The organism is Algoriphagus sp. PAP.12, assembly GCF_026652115.1.
Lineage (GTDB): Bacteria > Bacteroidota > Bacteroidia > Cytophagales > Cyclobacteriaceae > Algoriphagus.
Map to the genome: position 1 here is coordinate 152,597 of NZ_JAPPSQ010000009.1, position 24,838 is coordinate 177,434.

12 protein-coding genes are annotated in these 24,838 nt (G+C 40.1%); 1 reads left to right on the forward strand and 11 read right to left on the reverse strand.

Annotated features, from left to right (window positions below; translation table 11 throughout):
* Positions 1-10: 10 nt before the first annotated feature.
* The 7 genes from O0V13_RS12615 to O0V13_RS12645 form a co-directional block, all read right to left on the reverse strand.
* Entirely contained in the window at positions 11-955 is a 945-nt protein-coding gene (locus O0V13_RS12615) for a DUF4097 family beta strand repeat-containing protein (protein WP_268035322.1), read from the reverse strand.
* A 231-nt stretch (positions 956-1,186) separates the two neighbouring features.
* Complete coding sequence (locus O0V13_RS12620; RefSeq protein ID WP_268035323.1) at positions 1,187-3,628, reverse strand: ABC transporter permease; 2,442 nt, start codon at positions 3,626-3,628, stop codon at positions 1,187-1,189.
* 188 nt (positions 3,629-3,816) lie between these two features.
* On the reverse strand, positions 3,817-6,180 hold the full coding sequence (locus O0V13_RS12625; protein WP_268035324.1) for an ABC transporter permease: 2,364 nt from the start codon (positions 6,178-6,180) through the stop codon (positions 3,817-3,819).
* 92 nt (positions 6,181-6,272) lie between these two features.
* Positions 6,273-8,708 carry an ABC transporter permease gene (locus O0V13_RS12630; protein ID WP_268035325.1) on the reverse strand — a complete coding sequence of 812 codons (2,436 nt, stop codon included), beginning with the start codon at positions 8,706-8,708 and terminating at the stop codon, positions 6,273-6,275.
* A gap of 132 nt (positions 8,709-8,840) precedes the next feature.
* The gene (locus O0V13_RS12635; RefSeq protein ID WP_268035326.1) at positions 8,841-11,258 is read right to left on the reverse strand and encodes an ABC transporter permease; all 2,418 of its coding nucleotides are present in this window, start codon (positions 11,256-11,258) and stop codon (positions 8,841-8,843) included.
* A 319-nt stretch (positions 11,259-11,577) separates the two neighbouring features.
* Positions 11,578-14,034 (reverse strand): ABC transporter permease, encoded by a 2,457-nt coding sequence (locus tag O0V13_RS12640; RefSeq protein ID WP_268035327.1) that lies wholly within the window; start codon positions 14,032-14,034, stop codon positions 11,578-11,580.
* A gap of 127 nt (positions 14,035-14,161) precedes the next feature.
* The gene (locus O0V13_RS12645; RefSeq protein WP_268035328.1) at positions 14,162-16,588 is read right to left on the reverse strand and encodes an ABC transporter permease; all 2,427 of its coding nucleotides are present in this window, start codon (positions 16,586-16,588) and stop codon (positions 14,162-14,164) included.
* 201 nt (positions 16,589-16,789) lie between these two features.
* On the opposite strand from O0V13_RS12645, the gene O0V13_RS12650 reads away from it, so the two are divergent.
* Positions 16,790-17,779, forward strand: a complete 990-nt coding sequence (locus O0V13_RS12650; protein ID WP_268035329.1) for a bestrophin family protein — start codon at positions 16,790-16,792, stop codon at positions 17,777-17,779.
* 58 nt (positions 17,780-17,837) lie between these two features.
* On the opposite strand, the gene O0V13_RS12655 is transcribed toward O0V13_RS12650, so the two are convergent.
* From O0V13_RS12655 to O0V13_RS12670, 4 genes are all read right to left on the reverse strand, one after another.
* Positions 17,838-18,533, reverse strand: a complete 696-nt coding sequence (locus tag O0V13_RS12655) for a head GIN domain-containing protein (RefSeq protein ID WP_268035330.1) — start codon at positions 18,531-18,533, stop codon at positions 17,838-17,840.
* A 78-nt stretch (positions 18,534-18,611) separates the two neighbouring features.
* Entirely contained in the window at positions 18,612-21,038 is a 2,427-nt protein-coding gene (locus tag O0V13_RS12660) for an ABC transporter permease (RefSeq protein ID WP_268035331.1), read from the reverse strand.
* A gap of 307 nt (positions 21,039-21,345) precedes the next feature.
* Positions 21,346-23,769: an ABC transporter permease gene (locus O0V13_RS12665; RefSeq protein WP_268035332.1), complete on the reverse strand. Its 2,424-nt coding sequence runs from the start codon at positions 23,767-23,769 to the stop codon at positions 21,346-21,348.
* Positions 23,770-23,856: 87 nt separating this feature from the next.
* On the reverse strand, positions 23,857-24,558 hold the full coding sequence (locus tag O0V13_RS12670; protein ID WP_268035333.1) for a head GIN domain-containing protein: 702 nt from the start codon (positions 24,556-24,558) through the stop codon (positions 23,857-23,859).
* Between the last annotated feature and the right edge of the window lie 280 nt (positions 24,559-24,838).

Genomic DNA, 24,838 nt, shown 5'->3' on the forward strand with positions numbered 1-24,838 from the left:
AATTGAGGAATTAATCAGTATTGGAAACTCGAATGGAACCGCCGGAAGATTGCATAGAAATAGCAGGACCTCCTCCATTAACTGAACCAGAAATTTTGTCTTTAGTGATCGTGCCATTGAAATGATCCAAATCTGAACGAATTCCCCCACCTCTTACTTCGATGTCAAATTTTGCATTATCAGTCAATGCTACCTGAATGCTTCCACCGCTTGATTTGAAACTCATATCACCATCGACTCTGTCCAAAGAAGCCTTGATAGATCCTCCACTGGAGCTTGCATCAATAGAACCTGAAATATGGGAAAGGCTCATTCCTCCACCTGAGGTACTCGCGATCAAATCCCCTTCCAAGCCTTCAATTTTAATCGATCCACCACTGGTTCTTACATCTACCTCACCAACGAAATCGGTCAGATTAATGCTCCCTCCTGAAGATTTAGAAATCAATTCTCCTTTGCTGTCAGCCACTCTAATTGAGCCGCCGCTACTTGCCAAATCATGGGTTCCATTGATTTGTTGAAGAGAAACTGATCCTCCACTGGTTCTGATGTGCGTGTCTAGATCACCGGGAGTGATGACCAAAAAGGACAAACTTGGTTTGCTACCCCAGCTAAAGTTAAAATTGGACTTCGGCTTTGCAGAAATAGTCACAGTTTTACCGGATTGATGAACATCCACATCAAAATCCTCCAAAAAATCTTGCGTTTCAGAATCTGATTCAAGGAAATATTCGCCGTTCTTTTTCAAGAACATATGAACTACCATTTCGCTGACATTGCCTCTTTCAATAGCAATGGACGAACCTGAAAGTTCGGTTTCTAAGGTGGTTCCTTCCGAAATTGAAAAACGCTCTGTTCTAAATGGCTCTTTATTATCTTGACTGAAAGCTTCTGTCAAACCCAATTGAAAAAAGGCAAACAGAAAAAGGATCGGGAAAATTGGTCTTGTATTCATCGATGTTTTATTTGAATATTCTATTCCCAATAGCATGCCATCAGAAAAAACTGGTCAGACTTGCACTTGCATAGTCAGGCTGAGCGAAGTCGAAGTCTATTTCTGGGCCGCTGAGGCCATATTTCGACTCCGCTCAATGAGACAATTCATGGATAAAAATTTCGTAACCTGAATCTATTCAAGAAATAGGCTGAAATAAGACGGACATCTTTGACCGCCTGCGAACAAAAACTATTCGTTTTTCAGGCTCTCTATTGGATTGACAATTGCCGCTCGGTATGCTTGGGAGAAAATAATTCCCAAACTGATAATCAGGATGGATCCAACGCCTATGCCAATCGGCACCACCCCAATACTCACGCGAGAAGCAAAGAATTCCAGCCATAGATTATTGATAAAATAAGCAGCCGGAACGGCAATCAAGGTGGCTACCAAAAGAAGCGAAACAAAGCCTTTGGAAAGCAAAACAATGATTTGAGGAATGCTGGAACCCAAGGTCTTTCTGATGCCAATTTCCTTCACTCGGGTTTGGGCCGTATAGGTTGCCATTCCCAAAAGCCCCAGACAGGAAACGAAGATTGCCAAAAAAGAGATCAAGCCGATCACCGCTATCACATCCCCTAACACCTCATGAATAAAAAGAAGCTCCTGATCCAGGTACTTATAGGAAAACTTGGAATTTGGATTCACTTCTTTCCATGTGTTTTCCAAGGATGCTACAGTTTCAGACGGATTCGTTCCAGAGATTTTGACCATGGCAAATCCTAAAGCAGAGTTCCTATTTCTCATCAACAAACTCTCCATCGGTCTATCTGGAGATAGAAATTGAAAATCCTTCACCACCCCGCTTACTTCGGCATTTTGAAAGTTTTCTCCATCAAGTATTACAATTTGTTTTCCGATGGCCTCCTCCACCGATCCCAAATCGAAATTCTTCAAGGCTGTTTCATTGATCAAAACCTGATTTTCACTTCCTTCAAAAGGCAGGTTCTTACCAGCGATTATTTCCAATCCCAAGGTTTGCACAGCCCCGGAATTAATATCAAAAAAATTGGTAGAAACACTGTCAGTAGGATTCTCGGGGTTGACTACCTCAGTTCCAAAATTCCAACCAGCTGCAGGAATCAATGAACTACCTCCCACTGATGATACATTGGGATTAGAAGAAAGAGCTTGTGCAAAACGATCGTAATTATCAGCATCAAAAAGATTTACAGTCACGATATTTTCTTTGTCAAAACCAAAGTCAAAATTTAAAATATGACGAGCCTGAGACTGAATCAATACTACAGAGATGATGAATATCAAAGAGATAGTAAACTGCACTACCATGAGGGCATTTCTGATTCCCATGCTTTTGAAAAGCTTTACTCCTGATAATTTATTGAATAGGTTAATGGGATTGAGTTTGGCCACATAAGTCGCCGGAAGTAGACCTGCCACAAAACCTACCAATAAACTGAAAACCAAAAATAGAAGCATGGCCGGAAGACTCTGCTGAAAAGAGATCTTCAGATATTGATTGAATGTCAAATTCTCAAAACCCACTTGAAGAACTTGCAAAATCGCAAAAGCGAAGAGCAATGAACAAAGTGAAATCACCACAGCTTCGGTAATAAACTGAGCAAAAATCTGCTTTCTATTTGCTCCTGACACTTTTCTAATACCAACTTCCTTTACACGTGTCAATGATCTTGCTACTGACATATTGGTGTAATTCAAACAAGCCGAGAACATCACTATCAGACACAAGATCCCCAATATGAGCAAAACCACTTTGGGAATGGATACGTGGGTCGTATTCCCAATAAATCCGATTGGGGTAATATCCCTTAATGAAACAGCCTTAAACGAATGCTTCCCTTCATACTTTTGAGCATAAATCCGCTCAGAGATTTCATCCAAAGCACTCTGAAGGTTTGCTTTTTGTTGACCTTCTTTCAATAGCACATAGGTATAATTGGTCCATACATCATCCCAATCCTCATCTTTTCTTGAAAATACAGCTCCTTCAGGCAAGGATTTCATCGTACTCAAAGAAGCCAATAACTTGAAAGGAAGATGTGTTTTCCCGGGTGTCGGATTCAAAACCCCCGTGATGGTAAAGTAGCCAAAGTCGGTTTCAATATTTCCCTCCTCAATGTCCATCGGCTTGATGTCCTTATCATGAAAGGCTACCGTTTTGCCCAAAGCCGATTCATCTTTAAAAAGAATTTCAGCCATTTCTGAGGAAATCACCAATGAATAGGGTTCCTGCAAAGCAGTATTGGGATCGCCCTCTTTCCAGGAGAAATCCAGGATTTTAAAAAGATTTCCATCGGCAAAATATCCTCCTCCAGTAGCAAACTTATCTTCGTAAATCACATCCCCGCCAATCTCTTTATTCAGAGCAGCAGATTCTTCGATAATCGGATAATCAGCTCTCAGTCTTTCGGCCAAGGGAAGGGCTGAGCTGGCCGTCTCTCCATTATTCTCATGATAACGGGTCGTATGAACCCTATAAATCCTGTCTTTTTTGGAATGATAGGTGTCGTAGCTGTATTGATCCACCAAAACCATGATGATCAAAAGGCACACGGACATGCTCACTGCCAATCCTAAAATATTGATGAGGCTAAAAGACTTATTTCTAAGCAAATTCCTCCAAGCGATTAAAATGTAGTTTTTCAGCATATTGCTTTGATGAGATTGAGTAAGAAAAGGTTACAGTTTAACCACCTCCTTTAAAAAAAATATCGAAAGGCCTTTGAAAAAATTGAAGCCACAGGTTAATATCCGTGACTTCTATTATTTAAGTCCTGCTCAGGAAACTCAAACTCAGCAATTCCCCTTTCCTGCTAAAAGGTAGATAAAATGAATTCCTACTCGCTTTTCAATGTATTCGCTGGGTTAATCAAGGCTGCCTTGATCGCCTGAAAGCTTACCGTCAACAAAGCGATCCCCATCGTGATTATTCCGGTTCCTACAAATATCTTCCAATCAATGGAAGTTCTATAGTCGAATGTATCCAACCAATCTTTCATAAAATACCATGAAAGTGGAATCCCAATAATCACGGAAACCAAAACCAACTTGCTGAATTCAGAAGAAAGCAATGCCACTAAACTTGAGACTGAAGCTCCCAATACTTTTCGAACCGAAATTTCTTTTTTCCTTCTTTCAGCGATGAATGTAGCCAGACCAAACAAGCCCATACAGGATATTACAACAGCCAATCCCGAAAATAGAGAAGTCAAAGCTTCTGTCTGCTTCTGAGACTTGAATTTTTGCTCGTTTTCCTGATCCACAAACTTGTATTCAAAGGGTGAATCCGGATTAAACTTTGCAAAAACCTGTTCAACACTAGCCAATGAATTCACCATATTTTCTCCATTTTTTAATCGGATATGGATAAAATTTAGATTTCTCTCTGGACCGATTACCACTATAGGTCTAGCCTCCTCAAATGGGGATTCCATGATAAAGTCCTTCACCACTCCCACCACCGTAAATTCATCATCATCATCCTTGATCACCTGACCAATAGGGTCATCAAAGCCCATTATTTCAACCGTTTTCTCATTGATGATTGCCGAAGTACTATCTCCAGCATAGTTGAAAATATCAATATCTCTACCGGCGATTAGCTCCATTCCAGCAGTTTTAACCAGATTCGCATCTTCTCCCATTCTGGAAATATTGGGCTTGTAATCAGGATCTTTCCCTTGCCAATCCATCGAATTGGTATCGCTATAGATTTCAGTCAAGGGAGAAAAAGTATAGGTAACACTTTCCACTTCAGGCAAAGCCATCAATTCATTTCTCATGGCTACTTTATTCTTTCGAATAGACTCTGTTACCTGATGGAATATGAGGTTGTTTTCATTAAATCCCATATCGCGATTCTGAACAAACTCTACCTGATCTCGGATAATCCACACACTGGAAATCAAAGCAACCACCACTGCAAACTGAAAAACAACGAGAACTTCCCTTGGACGAACTCCCCAATTCCTTTTGACTCCCAATTTGGATTTGAAAATCACCGTTGGATTGAATGAACTCATCAGAAATGCCGGATAGCTTCCTGCTAAAATCCCTACGAAAAGGATGTACACGATAGATAAAATCCAGAAAAACGGCTGATAAAATGGATTACTTAATTCCTGCCCGATCAGATCTGTAAACCAAGGGAAAGTCATAGAAACAATGACCAATGCCAATACATAAGCACAAAGGGCAATTAATATGGATTCAGCCAAAAACTGACCAATTAGCATGCTTTTTCCTGCCCCTGAGATTTTTCGAATCCCAACTTCTTTGGATCGTTTTTCACTCTGGGCTGTACTTAGATTCACGAAATTGATCCCTGCGATGATCAGAACAATCACCGAAACGATTCCAAACATTCGAATCAATTCGATTTTTCCTCCTACTGATTGGCCGTTTTCAAATTTTGAATACAAATGCAAATCCTTGACTGGAAAAAGGAAATCAGAAATATCATCCCCTCCTGTCCAATATTTCTTTGTAAAGCCTTTAAACTTATCATTGAATAAAGCGATGTCGGTTCCTTCAGCCAACATGGTAAATGTCCTGTAGGAGTTGTTTCCCCAGAAATCATCCACCCATCCCATAGCCTCCAATTTTTTAAAAGGCAAAAAAGCAGTAAAAGGAAACGCAGTATTTTCTGGAAGGTCTTTAATTACTGCCTTTACTTCAAAATCAAGTTGGTTTTCTGCTTTGACAGTCTTACCAATTGCTGAAGATTCCCCAAAAAGCTTTTGGGCCAAAGACTCAGTCAAAACAATATTATCAGGTGCTGAAAGAGCCTCTACAGGATCACCCTCCACAACCTCAAAATTAAAAATCTTGAAAAATCCAGGATCTGTGAAGGTAGTTTGTTCAGTGAATTTATTCTCGCCCACCGCTAAGAGAAATGGATCCCATTCCGTGATACGGGCTACTTCTTCCACCTCAGGATATTCTTCTTTCAGGGCTGGAGCATAGGGAGCAGGTGTATAGTCCCAAGATGAAATCTCTCCTTGCATTTCTGAGTTTCTCCAGGCTGCATAGATACGATCCGAATTCTTATAAAACCGATCCACGGAAACTTCAAACTGCACCCAAATCAAAATCAAAATAGAGGCTGCCATACCGATTCCTAATCCGCCAATATTGATAAAGGCATATCCCTTACTACGGGTGATATTTCTCCAGGCTATCTTAAAGTAGTTTTTCCACATGGTTCTAAAAGTAAATGGTTGGAAGGTTTTAAGGTTTTATTGTCGGTACAGTTATCGCTTCTCAGATCTCTTTTCTCTTGGTTCCTGATACTCTATTCACTTTTCAATGTAACAACTGGGTTGATTCTTGCGGATTTGATCGCATGGAAGCTGACAGTCAACAAGGCCATCCCTAGGGCCAATGCTCCTGAAATCGCAAATACCTGCCAGCCAATATCAATTTTATATTCATAGTCCTTTAGCCAGTTTTCCATAAAGTAATAAGCCAATGGACAAGCGATCACCAGTGAACCAAAAATCAGCAAAAGAAACTTCTGGGTAAGCATCCCAAAAATCCCTTCCATGGAAGCTCCCAGTACTTTTCGGATACTAACTTCCTTGCTTCTTTGCTCCACCATAAAAGCAGAAAGTGCAAATAGTCCTAAGCATGCTACCAAGATTGCCAATACGGCAAAACTGGTAAAGATCAACTTCACCCTACTGACATTGTCATACATCTGAGCAAATGAATCATCCATAAATGCATAACGGAAAGGAAGATTGGGAACAAATTGATTCCATTTGCCCTCAAGCTCTGCAAGCAATGCCGGCATATCTGCCGTTTCTGTTTTAACAGAAAATATGGTATTGCTTTTACCTAAAAAGAAGGCCAAAGGCTCAATCCTTTGCTTCATATTATCAAAGCGAAAATCCTTCACCACTCCAATAACCTCACTTAATTGACCATAGCGAGAAATACGCTTTCCAATTGGGTCTGTCAGATTTAATTCCTTGACCATCTGCTCATTGATGATGGCAGCACTCTTGTCCGATTCAAGATCTTTATCAAAATTTCTTCCGGCTAACAATTCAATTCCCAGAGTGGAAAGGTAATCCTCATCTATTTGCCAAGCCTGAGCTCCAACAGTCACATCAATGTTTTCTTTTCCTTCGTTGACAAATGAATTTCCATTTCTCTTGGTATTTTCCAATGGCAAATAATCACTGATTGACACCGAAGAAACCCCTTGAATTCGGCCTAGTTCCTCTTTGAATAACTCATCCTTATCTCCCAGCATATTGGTTCCATACAGTTGAATCACTTGCTCTTTTTCAAACCCAATTTTGGAAGTTAGGATGAAATTCAGCTGCTCATTGATGATCAATGTCCCAATGATCAGGATAATAGAAACTGTGAATTGGAAGACTACCAAACTGCTCTGAAGTCCTCCTGATTTGCTACCTAGTCTCAATTTTCCTTTGAGTACTTTAATTGGTGAAAAACCCGAAAGGTAGATAGCTGGATAAAAACCGGCCATTGCTCCAACCAAAAGTGATGAAGCCAAAAGAATGGGAATAAATAGAGGCTGTCTCCAAGGCAAAGTCAGCTCTACTCCCGACATTTGGTTGAAAAATGGCAAAAACAATTCGGCCAAGACAATCCCTACCATAAATGCGATAATCGAAATCAACATCGATTCGGTCAAAAACTGGGAAATCAGACTTCCTCTTCCGGATCCAACTACTTTCCTTAATCCAACTTCCTTTGCTCGATTCGCTGATCTTGCTGTAGATAAATTGATGAAATTGATGGAGGCCAAAAAGAGGATAAACAAGGCCACAGTTCCAAAAACCCAAATGATTTTGATATCACTTCGAAAGCTTGCTTCATCTTCAATAGATGTCGAATGCAAATGGATATCAGTCATTGGCTGCAGATACATGCTGTACAATTGTTCAAAATTTTCCGGAAGTGCTCTTCCTTGGGCCACAAATGCAGGTAAAATGTATTTATTGATGACCGTGGATCCCAACGTTTTCCCGAAGACTTCCGCCTCTACATCTGGTCTCAATGTCACATAGGTTTTATAGTTATTTTGAGTCCATCGATCTTGCTCACCAGGCTCAAATTCTATCCCTGTTAAAGTCAGAAAGTAATCGTAATCCAAATGGGAATTGGTCGGAAAATCTCGCATCACTCCGCTTATTTTGCGAGGATCTTCTCTGTTTCCATTTAGATAAATCACATGACCAACAGGATTTTGATCTTTAAAAAACCTCTCAGCAACCGACTCTGAAATGACAATGGTATTAGGATCTAAAAGAGCTTTTTTCGCATCTCCATAAACCATAGGAATATTGAAAATATCCAAAATAGACTGATCTACATAGGCAAATTTTTCCTCATGATGCTGCATGGGGTCATCGTCAAATTGGATTTCATTGGAGCCTGAACCATAGAAAAGTTCATTGTCCATTAATCGACCCGATTGCTCAATTTCATCAAAATCTGAATTGATTGTTCGAGCCATATTTGCCGAGAAATGTACACTTCTCTCAGTTCCTTGCTCAAAATCAAACTGCCGCACTACTCGGTAAATATTTTCAGAGTTTGGAACAAAACTGTCATAGCTTGTTTCATGAATGATATAGACCGAAATCAAAAGGCAAGCAGCAATGCCTATCCCCAATCCGGCAATATTAATGATTGAAAACCCTCTTGCTTTCAACAGGCTTCTCCAAGCTATTTTAAGGTAGTTTTTCCACATGCTTTTCTAAATTGAAATATTCCAAAATTTGAAAATTGAAAAATTGACTTCAATTGCTCTCCAATCTCTATTCACTTTTCTCTTGATTCTGGATTCTTGATACTAAAATCTAGCTACTAGATACTTTCAAATTCACTCGCTTTTCAAACTCTTCACTGGATTCATAGAAGCTGCTTTGATGGATTGGAAACTGATCGTTACTATAGCGACAACCACAGCCAATATTCCCGCGATTAAGAATACCCACCAGTGAACTTGCGACTGATAGGCAAAACCTTCTAGCCATTTATTCATGGCATACCAAGCGACTGGAGTTGCGATCACGATTGCCACCAATACCAGTTTGATAAAATCCTTTGAAAGCAAGGCTACTATGCTTCCGGTATTTGCTCCTAATACTTTTCTGACTCCAATCTCTTTGGTTCTTTGTTCAGCCGTATAGGTCGCCAAGCCCAAAAGTCCCAAACAAGCGATGAAAATGGCCAATACCGAGAAAGTGGTAAAGATTTTCCTGAACCTGAAATCCGATTCATATTGAGCATTGAAATCCTCATCCAAAAAGCTATAAATGAAAGGTCTTTGTGGCACCAATTCTTTCCAGACACTCTCAATTTCCGCCAAAGTCCGAGGAAGGTTTTCAGTTTTCACTTTGACACTCATATATCGGCTAGCAAAAGCTGCAAATGGCAAAGTCAACGGTTCAACCGCTTCATGAAGGGAGGTGTAATTGAAATCTTTCACCACCCCAATGACAGTTCCTGATCTCCCCCATTGATCGAATTTCTTACCGATAATTTCTTCCGGATTCGAATAGCCATATTGTCTTGCAGCGGATTCATTTAACACCATCGCGGATGTTGAATCTGAAGGATAATCTCTTGAATAGGACCTACCTGCTGCCAATTCCAATCCAAAATGATCAATAAAATCAACCCCCACTTGAAATATGGGTTGGACTTGGAGAACCATTTCTCCATCCGGGTTTTCAATATGGGTACCGGCATTTGGATAATGACTTCCTGGAACACTTCTGGAAAATGCCACCGAAAGGATGTCAGATTTAGATTCCAACTCACTCTTCAAGGAAGAGGAAACGTTGGTCACACTCCCATCATAATTAAAATCAGCGATGACCATTTGCTCCTTGTCAAATCCCATATCCTTATTGAGCAAAAGGTTCATTTGATTATAGACAATGATAGTCCCGGCAATCAGAGCAATGGAAAGGCTAAATTGAAATACAACCAATCCTTTTCTGAGGTTTACTCCTTTTTGGTCTGATTTATTGATCCCTTTGAGGATTGCAACTGGTCTAAATGAGGATAGAACCAAGGCTGGATACGATCCTGCCAAAAGTCCAACAAGAATAATTAAGCTTATGATAAATGGAAGTGTTTGCCAATTAATGACACTTTGCAAGGCAAATATTTTTCCCGTCAAATCATTCATCAATGGCAATGCAATTGCCATCAAAACCACTGCAACTGCCGCAGAAAGCAAAACAATAATCAATGACTCACCAAGAAACTGATATATCAGACTTTTTCGATCAGCACCAATAGATTTTCTGATTCCCACTTCTTTGGCTCTTTCCAAAGACCTAGCGGTGGACAGATTCATAAAATTGATGATGGCAATGGATAAAATGAATAGACCAATCACCGAAAACACATAAATATTAGAAAGGGAACCTAATTCTCCAGGCTGTCTTCCTGCTACAGAATGCAAGTAGACATCATTCAAGGATTCGATCGCAACAGCATAATTTTCACCATTTTCATCCCCAGCCCTTCTTTTGACAAAATCAGGAAGTTTTGCCTCAAAGGCAGCCCGATCAAATTGATCATTGACCAAGAAATAAGTATAAGTATCCACATATCCCCAAGATTCAAACACATCAGGTCTGGATTGAATATTCGTGATACGCGACAATAAAACCTCGAATTTGAAATGGGAATTGGAGGGCAAATCTTCCACTACACCGGTCACAGTGTAATCTCCACCATTCGCTCTGCCTGCCACATCTGATCCTTTCATGGTTTTTCCCAAAGCAGGTTGATCACCAAAATACTTTTTGGCTGCACTTTCTGTCAAAACCACACTGTAGGGAGCCACTAATGCTGTTTTTGGATTTCCTTCAATCAAGTCCCAGCTAAATACATCAAAAACTGTGGAGTCCATAAACAAAATCCCATCCTCTTGCTGAGTAACATCGCCAACTGTAAACAAGATATCTGCTCTACCAGAGAACTGGACAACTTTCTCAATCTCAGGAAAATCAAGCTGTAGCGCAGGCCCAACGGGAGCATTTCCCCAAACCCAAAAAGAAGAATAATCCGGATTTTGCCCCTCTATCGATTCTCCATCAATCACTCGATAGATTCTATCCTTGTTGACATGGTATTGATCATAGGAAAGCTCATCCTGAACGAACATGAAAATCAAAACACAACAAGTCATTCCTATCCCTAGGCCCACTATGTTGATGATAGAATAAACCTTCTTTTTCAAAAGATTTCTCCAGGCGATTTTAAAGTAGTTCTTCAGCATGGTTTTTTATGTTCAAAAATTGGAAGGTTCGAAGGTTCCAAAGGTTTTAAAGTTCTTACCTATGATGTTTAGTCTTGGATCTCGGTTCTTGATACTTGCTACTGATTATCCACTTCAACTATTTCCACTTTTGTGCCATGATGAATAGGTCAAAAGAGCCAAAAAACCACCATTTTCAACAAAAACACCTATTTCCTCGGACAATAATGTTCGCTCACGGTCGAAAGGAAAGTATGAAGGTGGGAAGGTTGGGAAGTTCGAAGGTTTTCATATTCTATCTCCAATCTACCGATTCTAGGTTCTTTGCTCTCGACTCTAATTATTCACTTTTCAAACTATCGACAGGATTCATTAATGCCGCCCGGACACTTCTCAAGCTGATCGTTGCAAATGCTATCGCTATTGCAATCAAAGAAGCCAATGCAAAAACCCACCAGCTAATTTCCACATGATAGGCAAAGTCGGCTAGCCATAAATCCATCAAATATTTTCCTAGTGGGATAGCGATCACCAAGGAAATGACAATCAATTTGATAAAGTCTTTAGCCAATAGACCGACCACTTGATTTACAGTGGCTCCCAAAACTTTACGAACTCCTATCTCTTTGACTCTTTGCTCAGCTGTGAATGTAACCAATCCAAATAATCCCAAGCAGGCTACAAAAATGGTCATCAGAGCCAATACCATCAGAAATGAACCCATTTTGGCCTCTTGGATATAGGTTTCATTATACAATTCATCCAAAAAGGCATAGTGAAAAGCTTCCCCGATATCGAAGCCATTCCATGTAGTCTCTATATCCTGCAAAAGCGGCTGCAATTCAGCCCTATCCACTTTCAAAATCAAACTATAATACGGATTGTACACCATCATCAAAGGCTTAATGGGTTCACGAAGGGACTTTGCCACAAAGTCTTTCACTACACCTATGACTTGGACATCTTCTCTCCCTCCTTGATTGTCCGTCATGATTTCAAAAACAGCCCCAACAGGATCTTCTGTAATTCCCAATTCCTTGACCGCAGTCTCATTTAGAATAATATTATTCTTTTCATTTCCTCTACCTGAAGAGAAATTCCTCCCAGAAATCAATTCCATTCCCAGTGTGGAAATATATGCTTCATCTATTCCATACTGCATCATTCTGGTGGTCTGGGTAGGATCGTCCTTGGATACCAGGTTTTGGACGTTGGTATCTGTAGGTCCTGAAGGGATAAAAGCCGAATTGGTCAAATGACTGATTCGAGGGTCAGAGCGAAGTTCATTCATAAATACCTCCAAATGCTCACCAAGAAGACCCGCATCCCGAAGCACCACCAACTGTTCTCTATCATATCCAATGTCTTTGTCCTGAATAAATTTCATTTGCTGGGAAACCACCAAAGTGGCGATGATCAATGCTACTGAAACAGCAAATTGAAAAACCACCAAACCGCTTCTGAAAGAGCTTTTATTCGACCCAAAAGCTCTTTTTCTCAGTGATTCAATTGGTTTAAAACTTGATAAGAAAAATGCCGGATAACCACCCGCCATTAGCGTAACCAGGAGAATCAACAATCCAATAATCCCTAGAAACAAGGGATCCAATAATGACAAAACGGTTAAACTTTTATCTGAAAAATCATTAAAGAAAGGAACTGCAATACTAGCCATAACAAATGCTAAAATCATGGCTAAGCAGATCGCCAAGAAGGACTCAGATAAAAACTGATAAATCAACTGTTGCTTATCAGAACCCATTACTTTTCTCACCCCAATTTCCTTCAGTCTTTGAGAAGCCCCTGCAGTGGACAGGTTCATAAAATTGATACAGGCGATGAGCAACATAAAAGCTGCGATGGCACAATAGATCATTACAGTTTGCATGTCTCCACCTGCCTGGAAATCTCCATGCCCATTATACTTAGAATTCAAGTGGATATCTTTCAGATTCTGTAGTTTGAGGTAAACGAAATTTCCCTTTGCAAAAAATTCATCAAAACTCATTCCCATACCCTGTTGCATTTGCCCTTCCATGTATTTTCTGGAAATAGCAAGCAGGTTTTCATCAATTTGATCTGCTTTGATTGCTTCATTCAAGCGCACATAGGTAACATAGCTTCCTGATAGCCAGCTTTGATTTTTGGAATCAGGACTACCAAGCATTGAAATAAACATATCAAAGTGAAAGTGGGAATTGGAAGGAATATCTTGAATTACTCCTGTCACCAAATATTCCCCAGATAAATTATTGTATTCCATATGGTGATATCCTATATCCTCCAATTGGATCACTTGATTGATTGGGTCACTTTCTCCAAAAAGTGCTTTGGCCTGCTCCTCTGTCAAAACAATAGAATTCGGTGTATTCAAAGCAGTAGCAGAATTGCCTTTGACAAAAGGAAGAGAGAAAACCTGAAAGAAATTAGGATCAACTATCGCTGTGGTTCCTTTCCGGATCACTTGGTTATCTAGGTTAATTTTGGTTTCAGAACTCAGTTTGATGACTCTTGTGGCATCTTCCACCCCGGAAACCTCTTCTTTCAAAGTCGTGGCTAGAGGTGCCATGACGCTTGCCTCATCCAATAGTTCGTTACCAATTTTTGCCTCAAGATTTACTCTAAAAATCCGATCCGAGTCTTCATAGAACCTGTCATAGCTAAACTCTTCTATCACGTACAGGCTAATTACCAAGCAGGTAGCTAATCCGAGAGAAAGTCCCAAAATGTTGATTAGAGAAACCAGTTTATTCTTTTTTAGATTTCTCCAGGCGATTTTTATATAAGTTTTCAGCATGTTTTTCTTAATTGAAATATTTCAAAATTGGAAAATTGAAAAATTAGTCTCAGCTGCATTATTGCTCCAGTGAATCCTGATCCATATCTCTAATCTCTTTTCTTTTGGTTCTTGACACTTGATTCTCTTATTCATCTTTCAAACTTTGGATGGGTTCAGATCTGGTGCTTTGGTAGCTTTGGAAGAAAATCGTCAATCCAGCGATTACAAGACATGCCAAAACGGAAAGCAAAATCAAACCTATGCTGATTCCCGTTTTATAAGCATAATCTGAAAGCCATTGATTGGTCAAATAGACAGCAACTGGAATCGCCAAAACGATGGCTATCAATACCAATTTCAAGAATGAGGAGGAAAGCATAATGAAAATTTCGACTCCTGAGGCTCCAAATACTTTCCTTATACCAATCTCTTTGGTTCTCAGATGAGTAGTATAAGCTGTCAAGCCAAATAAGCCTAGACAGGCTATCAGGACGGATAAAAATGTCAAAACCTTGAGCAGATCAGCCATTTTCATCTCAGATTGATACATCCTTGAAAAATCCTGATCAAAAAAAGTGTAATTCATCGGTACTCTGGAGACAAATCCTTCCCAAGTTTTTTGGATATCCTCTATCCCTGCCTCCGAAGGATTTAAAGTCAACCTGATACTGATATAATCTCTGAGATAATAATCATGCATGTACTCGATTACCAAAGGCTTGATTTCATTTCTATAGGACTCAAAGTTGAAATCTTCTACCATTCCGATTACTTCCAACTGTGCCTCATCATTTTCACCTTGATTGCGAACTACTATTTGTCCAATCGGATCTTGAGCAATCCCAAGGTATGCAGCGGCCTTTTGATTAATGATTACTTTGCTTTGATCCACGCCTTCTACCATGGAAAAGTTGCGCCCTTCCACCAATTCGAACTGATAGGCATCTAAATAGTCGGCATCAGCTTCATACCAGTTCATTCCATGTTCCAAATCCGAATCTCGAAGGTTGAATGAGCGCATTTGGAACTGGCCAGTCATGGGAATCCCTGTTGAAAAGCTCACAGAATTGATCTGAGACTGAGAAGAAAGCATGTTTTTAAACGCCTCTCTTTCTTCATTTTGAACTTCCCCGTCATTATGAATGATCAGCAGTTGTTCCTTGTTAAATCCAGGATTGGAGTTTTGGATAAAAGACAATTGCCTCTGGACAAGCAAAGTGCAAATGATCAATGTCAAGGAGGTAGCAAACTGGAAAACCACCAGGGTATTTCGGAAAGTATGCGAGTTTTTACCAACTCCTATTTGTTGCTTGATCACCAGAAGTGGCTTGAAAGAAGAAAGGTAAAACGCAGGATAAGCCCCTGACAAAAAAGTCAAAACTACTATCAAAACTGGCACCACTGTCAAGATCAGTGGATTCTGGATCAGGTTAAACTGAAGTTCTTTTCCTGAAATCTGATTAAACAATCCATTGGATAACTGGACTAAAATCAAAGAAAAGACCATGGCTACCACTACGACCAAAAACGCTTCCGTCAAAAACTGAAAAACCAGCTGAGATTTTTGCGACCCCATTACTTTTCTAACCCCAACTTCCATGCTTCTCAATCCAGCTTTCGCAGTTGCCAAATTCATGAAATTGATGCATGCCAAAAGCAATACAAAAAGGGCCACCAGAGAAAACATGTAAACATAACCCTCATATCCATTAGCTTCCATTTCCCGAAGCAGATGAGATTTCAAATGGATATCTTGAATGGGCATCAGTTGTAAGTTGAAGTCTGAACCTTCCTCCTCACTTCCAAAGGCCGGAATCGCATAATTGGCAACGACCTGGTTTAATTTTTCTTGAACCTGTTCCTTTTTACCTTCAGGAAATTTCAGATAGGTATTCAAAATAGGCCAAGTCCAGGAATCCATTAAAAATATCTCATTGTACATCCCCGGTTCATAGACGAGCATGTCAAAATGCATATGTGACTGCGAAGGCAAATCTTCAAAGACCACTGCGATTTCCCTTGCTACCGGCTCATTGCTACCAATCATTAGAGCTTTCCCAATCAATTCCTGTGGGGCCACATCACCAAAATATTTTTGAGCCATTGAAGCCGAAATAGCTAAAAGATTGGGCTCTGAGAGTGCTTTTTCTTTACTTCCTGCCAAAACAGAAAGATCGAAGACATTGAAGAATCCAGGCTCAGCATAGAATACCTTTTCTTCTCTGAAAATTTGTTCCCTGTTTGGGCCTGTTGCAGGCTGGATCGTAAAATCATTCCATTTCAATATTCGTGTCATTGCCTCTACTTCAGGAATATCTTCTGAAACCCTTACTCCCAATGCAGGTGGAGCTGTCGCATAACTTGCGGTTTCAGCATTCCCCCAATTCGCACTGACCCTAAAAATCTGATCTGAATCCGGCAAAAAACGATCATAGCTCAACTCATCCTGAACAAACAAGAGAATGATCAAAAAGCTGCTCAAACCTAAACTCAGCCCAAAAATGTTCAGTCCCGTATAGAGTTTATTTTTCTGAAGAGTTCTCCAAGCTATTTTCAGGTAGTTTTTAAGCATAATAGGTCAGGTTTGCGGAAAATATTATCCTAGGATTATGCCAGTAAAAATGGCCGAATTAAGCACTCTAAGGCCATTTTCATAAATTCCTCCTATAAGATCCGAACAGTTTCGTCCGATTTCGAGCAATGAAATTCCATAGCTCACATCCAATAGCAAAATCGGTTAAAAATCAGTAGTTTAAAGAAAAAATCATCACCTATGTACGTCAAAAGGCATTATCACATTTATAGCACGATTCGATGGTCGAGAAAAATCTTGCTCAACGGATTCCTATACTCTGCTGCGGTGATTTTAATCTATGAAATCACCAAGATTCCTTTTTACCTTCCTTGGCAACCTATTTCTGTAATAGGTATTGCCGTGGCTTTTTATCTGGGTTTTAAAAACAACTCCTCCTACGACCGAACATGGGAGGCCAGAAAAATCTGGGGAGCAATCATCAACGACAGCCGATCTTTTGCAACAGGAATCATATCTCTTCCTGTCTCAGAAGAAGTCTCTGACGAGAAGAAAAAGGAAATCATTTACCGGCACCTTGCTTGGGTAATCGCACTGAAACATGCCATGAGAGCAGGTAAATCTTGGGAGCACAATGGTGCAGTGGACAAGCTTGTTTTTACACCTCATTTCATGGAGGAAGCAATTCAGGGGGTATTCCCAGAAATCAAACGTTACCTTTCAAAAGAAGAAATTGAAGAATTGAAAAAACACAGCAACCTTCCGAGTCAGATTTTACTCAATCAGACCAAAGCTGTAAAGGAATTGGAGGATAGTGGTCAAATCTCGGAATTCAAACACATCTGGCTCCATGAACTGATTACTCGACTCTATACAGACCAGGGAATGACGGAGCGAATCAAAAACTTTCCTTTTCCAAGACAATATGCCTCTACGGGTCTTTTTATCAATTACATATTCTGTGCATTGATTCCATTTGGCCTTTTGGATATTTTCATCCAGTCAGACAGCCTCCATCATTGGATGACCATTCCATTTTCTGGAATCATCATCTGGATTTTCTTTTTGGTCGATCGAATCGGGGACTATTCGGAAAACCCATTTGAATCAGCTTACAATGATGTACCTATATCATCAATTACTAGGGCAATTGAAATTGATTTGCTCGAAATGATCAGAGACAAAGACATCCCAGAACCTTATCCGGTGGAAAATGGATTTTTGATGTAATACCAAAAAAGCCCTGTCATTTAATCTGAAAGGGCTTTTTTATGGTGCAATTGGTTAATTATCTCTTACGGATGGAGCTGGAGCCAGAAACTCTGACTTCACCCATTCTAGGGGAACCTGAATAAATAATATCTCCAGAGCCTGATGATCTTACAGAGATCTCTCCCAAGTCTCCCACCTCAGTATCGCCTGATCCTGATTTGGAAACGTTCAATTCCCCAATCGCTAAATTCTCTGCCAAGAAGTCTCCTGAACCTGACTGCTTGATTTCGGCCTCATCTACCGCACCTCCTTTGATCTTAATTTCAGCCGAACCAGAAATTGAGGCTTCCAATTCTCTTGCTTCCAAGGTATTCATGATGATATCTCCTGAACCAGAAAGCCCGATATAGAACTCACCTGCCTCAACTGGAGAGGTCACTTCCATTTCACCGGAACCAGAACATCTCACTCCTTCCAATTCACGATAGGTGATGTAAAACTTCAACTTCACATTGTTATAGTTCCCTCTAACTAATCCGACACTCAAAACATCTCCGTCGATTTCGGTTTTCACTTTATCCAAGCTTACTCCTTTAGCCTCGATACGGATTTCTTCTTTATTCCCTTCAGTCAAAATCACCTCCCAGCTTCCTCCTGAATGTACTTTGGTAAAATGTCCAGGAGTTCTGGTTTCTGTTTGTTGAGCTTGTACGCAAGAAGCCAATCCAAATACGATTAGCATAACTGCGGCAATTTTTGTGTTGATTTTCATAATTCGAATTGTAAAATTTTAAAATTGAAATATTATAAAATTCTGTTTCTCTTGGATCTTGATTCTTGGATCTATTTTTTACTCATTCTTGATACTCTTAATCGGATTTGCCCAAGCAGCACGGATGGTTTGACTGGTCACCGTAACAGCAGCAATGATTCCTGCAATACCTCCGGCCCACAAGAAAGTGGTCCAGGAAATACCAATGTGGTAAGCAAAGTCCTGAAGCCAACTATCCATTCCAAACCAGGAAATAGGAATAGCTATCACAAAACCTATGGCTACTAACTTCAGAAAGTCTTTCCCTAATAGAAGCAAAATATTGGAAGTCTCTGCTCCCATTACTTTTCTGATTCCTATTTCTCGGGTTCTTTGTTCGGTTGCAAAAGTCACCAAGCCCAAAAGACCCAAAACTGAGATCACAATGGCTAAAGCTGAGAAGAAAGTGAAGATGGTTTTCACACGTGCTTCAGCTTCATATTGTCTATTAAATCCTTCATCAATAAAATTAGGTTCGAAAGGATACCCAGGTCTAAAATCAGCCCATTCACCTCTCAGGTAAGCCAAAACCTCATCTCTTTTACCTGCCACATATTTGATACTCACATTATTATTTCTGTCCTGAGAAATCATGAAGACAATAGGTACAATTGGCTGGTGAAGGCTTTCGAAGTGAAAATCTTTCATCACTCCCGTCACAAAGCCTCTTCTACCTCCATAATTGAATGCCTTCCCAATAGCTTCTTCAGGTGAAGACCATCCAATTTCTCTGACTGAAGCCTCATTCAAAATAAATGCTTCTGTTGAATCACTCGCTAATTGGTAATCAAAATCACGCCCTGCGACAATTGGAATACCGTAGGTATCCAAGAAATTATGGGCCACATGAACATCAGCTATTCGAAGATTCAACTGGGTCATTTCTCCATTGACTTCGGTAGTTGCTCCCTGCGAATCCAATAAGCGTCCAGAAGGAACTCTACTGGACATAGAAACTTCAATAATTCCAGGTTGATTTTCCAAGCGATCCTTAATGATCAGATAGTTTTCGTTGATTGCAGCATTACTTGGTAAAACCACCATATCCTCTTTTTCAAAGCCCAGATCCTTGTTTTGCATATAGCTCAACTGCCCGATTACCACCAATACAGCCACGATCAAAACTACCGAAATAGCAAACTGACCAACCACCAACACGGATCGGAAATTTTCATGCCCTTTTCCGGCTTTAAAAGCTCCTTTGAGCACTTTTGCCGGTGCAAATCCTGAAAGGAAAAGTGCAGGATAACTCCCTGAAATCATTCCTACGAATAGGATTATTCCTCCAATCCAAAGAAGATATTCTGGGTGGCTGAAAAAGTTTAAGGAAAGTGGTTTTTCAAGAAAATCTGAGAAAATCGGTAGGAATAGGAATACCAAAATCAAAGCGATAATCATAGACAAAAAAGTCATCACAAAGCCTTCTCCCATAAATTGGCGAACCAAAACGAGTTTGTCCGCCCCCATTGCTTTTCTTAAGCCTACTTCCATGGAACGGAGGGAAGATCTGGCAGTACTTAAATTCATAAAATTGATACAGGCGATCAAAAGAATAAATAAAGCAACTGCTCCGTAGATATAGACATAATCGATATTGCCGTTAGCCTCAATTTCTGAATCCAAATTGGAGTGCAGATGGATGTCCTGAATCGGCCATAAAAATAAATCTGTGGTCTTTGACATCGGGATTCCCTGACCAGTTTCTCCCATATGACGATCAATCATCCCAGCCAACTTATCTTCAAAAGCTTCCGGATTTACTCCGTCAGCTAGTTTTAAATAGGTTGAAAAATTATTGGATCCATAATTACCCATAAAGGCTTCCTGCCCACCGTAAAACTGGACAACAGGAATCATAGAAGTCAAAAAATCCACATGAAAGTGCGAGTTTTCAGGCATATCTTCCATCACACCTCGCACCTGAAGCGTAAACTCCATCCCTGCAATCTCCATTTCCAGCTCTTTCCCAATTGCTGATTGATCGCCAAAATATCTAGTTGCTGTACTTTCCGAAAGAATTACACCATCTGCTTCTTTCAGAGCTTCTTTACCCTCTCCTTCTTTCACCTTCCATGAAAACACATCGAATACCTCAGGATCAGCCATAAAAAAGCGTTCCTCAACAAATGAGTTTTCTCCATTTTTGATCAAAGGATCAGCCCCCATCAGTCTGGCCGAGAATTCTACATCTTCTGGAAAATCTGATTGAATCAGTGGTCCAAATGGAGGCGCAACATGGCCTAGATGAAGGCTTTCCTGACCATCCTGATTAAACCAGGCTCGGGAAACACGATAAATTCTATCCACATCTTGGTGATAGTTGTCATAACTCAATTCAAACTTGACATACAACAAAATCACAATACTCACTGCCATTCCTATGGCCAAACCAAACAAGTTGATAAAGACATAAAGCGGATGCTTTTTAGCATTCCTAAATACGATCTTAAAATAATTTTTAAACATGAATTCTGAATTGAAATATTACAAAATTGGAAAATTGGAAAATTAGCTTTTATCGGTCCAAATCTCCGTTCCTTGTTCTCTAGTCTCTTTTTTGGCTCTTGATTCTTGGTTCTCGACTCTGGATTCTAGTCTCTCGATTCTTAACTCTTGGCTCATTATTCACGTTCGCCCTGTCTCGTGTCCTCACGAGATATTTTATTCTTAGTGACCGTGAAGACACGGTCGCAGGGGTAATCTTTACTCTTTTCACTCGATTCTTGGTTCTCGGTTCTTGACTCTTGACTCTTGACTCTTGACTCTTGGCTCTCTAATCACTTTTTAAACTTTTAACCGGATTGGATCTGGCTGCAGAAAAAGCCTGGTAACTCACTGTGAGCAAGGCGATTATCATCACCAAAACTCCAGCTAATAAGAAAATCAATGGGTTGAGTTCAGTTTGATAAGCGAAAGTTTGTAGCCATTCACCCATAGCCCAATAGGAAATTGGAACAGCAATCACAAAGGCTACCAATACCAGTTTGCTAAAATTGGTAGTCAGCATCCAAACTAAGCCAGAAGTCGACGCTCCCAAAACCTTTCTCACTCCTATTTCTTTGGTCTTTTTGTAGGCTGTATAGGCAGCCAGACCAAATAATCCTATACATGCGATCAGAATTGCCAAGACTGAGAATGAGGCCAAAATTTTACTGGAAACTTGTTCTTCTACATATTGCTTCTGAAGATTATTTTCTAGAAACGAGAATGAAAAGGGCTGATTTTGGCCAAATGTATTCCACAATTTCTCTACCTCAGCGATGGTTTGCTGAGGATTATCCCCTGAAATATTCAAAGCCAAGAAATTCTGGAACCCTACAGCAGATTCTGTACTGAAAATCGCCAAAGGTGTGATCGGTAAATGCAAAGATTCAAAATGAAAATCCTCTGCCAAGCCAATCACCGTATACGGGATATTGACTTGCTCCCCATTGACATTTGCTCCGCTATATATTTTCTTTCCGATAGGGTCTTCCAAGCCAAAAGCCTGCGCTGCGGCATGATTGAGAATCACAGAGGTACTGTCATTGAATTCCTCTCCAAACATCCTCCCATCGGTCATTTTGATTCCCATGGCATTTAAGAAAAAGTCATCGGCAACAAAGCCTTTACCTGTCAGCACTTCTGATTTTCCTTCAGGAGTGAATTGCACGCCAAAGAATGAATTTCCCGGCATCGTACTGCTTCCTCCGGCGTTGAGTACACCTGGAATTTTCAACACCTCTTTCCGGAAAGTTTCTGGGTTTTCCAATTGTCCAAAGCGATCAACAACAAGAACATTTTCTCGCTGAAAGCCCAGATTTTTGGTTTGGATAAAACTGATTTGTCGCTGAATAATCAAGGTTCCAGCGATCAGCATGATTGAAATGGTAAACTGGAAAACAACCAATCCATTTCTCAAAAATTGTCCTTTTCTAGTAGAGGAAAGCTTCCCCTTCATGATTTCAACAGCATGCATCTTTGAGATTTGAAATGCGGGATAATAGCCTGCTACAAGTGACACAAAAATCCCCATTCCCAAAAGCCAAGGGATCAGCTCGATGGCTTCGCCCATTCCAATTGACAAGGTCTTTTGAGCCATATCATTGAAAAATGGAAGCGCCAAGCCAACCAAAATACTGGACAAGGCCAAGCTGATAACCACCAGCAAGACCGCCTCCATCAAAAACTGGATAATCAACTGTTGACGGTCTGACCCCATTGCCTTTCTAACTCCCACTTCTCTGGCTCTCTCTGAAGACCTAGCAGTTGCCAGGTTGATGAAGTTTACAGAGGCAATCAGCAGGATGAAAATGGCAATGGAAATAAAAATATATACATAACGAATATCTCCATTCGCTTTCATTTCATTCTGAAGCTTGGAAGTCAAATGGATATCTCCGAGTGGTTGAAGGAAGTAATTATAGCCATTTCCGGCAGCGATGTAGTCATCGTAATTTACTCCGGTATTCTGTTCTATTTGACCCGCTGCGTATTTCTTTACCAAAGGAGGAATAGCATTCTGAACCTTCTCCCAAGAGGCTGCCGGTAGTAATTTGATATAGGTCATTGCAGAAAAACCTGCATAAGTTGGATCTTGATTAAAAGGCAAACCAGCAGTAGAACCAATCATATCAAAATTGAAATGGGTATTGCCTGGTAAGTCCTGCATCACTCCCGTCACTTCTACATCCTGCCCGTTGACTTTGAGCTGTTTGCCCACTACATCAGTGGTTCCAAAATATTTAAGTGCTGTTTTTTCATTTAATACAAAAGCGCTGGTCTGATAAAGGGCCGTTTTGGCATCTCCAGCAACCATGGGAATGGGAAACATTTCGAAAAAATTTGAATCTGCCATTGCTACCAATCGCTCCTCATAAAAATCCTCATCCACTTGAACCATGCTTGCAAAGTCCCCAAATGTAAAAAGCCTGGTGGCATCCTCCACTTCTGGGATTTCATCCTTGAAAACCTCTGCGAATCCGTCTGGAATGATTGCATAGAGATTGATATGATCAGGATAGATCCTCTCTAAACTTACTCTATATATTTCCTTTTGATCCTCCCAAAACTTATCATAACTCACTTCATCTTTTACCTGTAAAAAAATCAGCAAGCAACAGGTCAGTCCCAATGTCAACCCCAAAATATTAATCCCGGTATAGATCTTATTTTTAACCAGGTTCCGATAGGCAATCTTCAGGTAATTTTTAAACATAAGACAAGGTTTTAGATGGATGATTTTAGACAAAAAAAGCCGACAAGATATTCTCACCGGCTTTTCCATTCATAAGGCTGGGTTATTTTATTGTTTTACAACTTTGGCAGAACCAGAAGCCGCCACTTGCATTCTTGGGTCACCTCTGTAGTATACATTTCCAGATCCTGAAGCTCCTACCTTTAGGTTTTCCATTGCAGTGATATACGTTTTTCCTGATCCAGATTTTCCTACATCTACAGATTCTGCTTCCAAATCAATGGCTTCAAAATTACCCGAACCAGATTGACCGACATGAACATCTTTTGCTGAACCACCTTCGATCAAAATATCACCGGAACCACTGATACCGGCACTAACAGTTCTGGCATGTACATTTTTCAATTTGATCAATCCTGAACCAGATACTCCTAGAGCCAATTTATCAGTTTCGATATTGTCTTCAACAGTGATAGAACCTGATCCAGAAGATCCTAGACCTTCGATTTCACGCATTGTCACGTAAAACTTCAATCGGACATTTCGGTAGTTTCCTTTTTCAAGTTTCAACTTCAATCTGCCATTATCCACCTCGGTAATAATTTTATCCAAATCAATATTTTCGGATTCGATTCTTACTTCATCTCTATTTCCTATCTCCACAAAGACATCCCAGCTTCCTCCAGATTCTATCTTGGTGAAATTCCCTGGGGTTCGGGTTTCAGTTCCTTGTGCATTAGCCGTCAGACCTACTAAAAAGAGTAAAACGATCAAGGCTGTGGTTTTCGCAGTATTCATAGTGTGCTTCATAATAGTATTAGGTTATAGTTTAAATTCATCAATTGTGCCAAGGTCTAAAAAAGCCCTTCTACGGCAATGGAAGTGCTTTTTCAATAATTCACTGTCCGTATCAATTGGATTTCGACCGCTAGCGGACAAAGTTTTTAGAAGAAAATTATCCTGTTTTCATCTAGAATAAATCCTATCCAGTTCAAAATCGAATTTGAAAGAATTAAAACTATTTCTCTTTTTGACTTCCAAAAATGTAGATGCAATTGAAATCGAATAGGTTGCATTTTGACACAAAAAA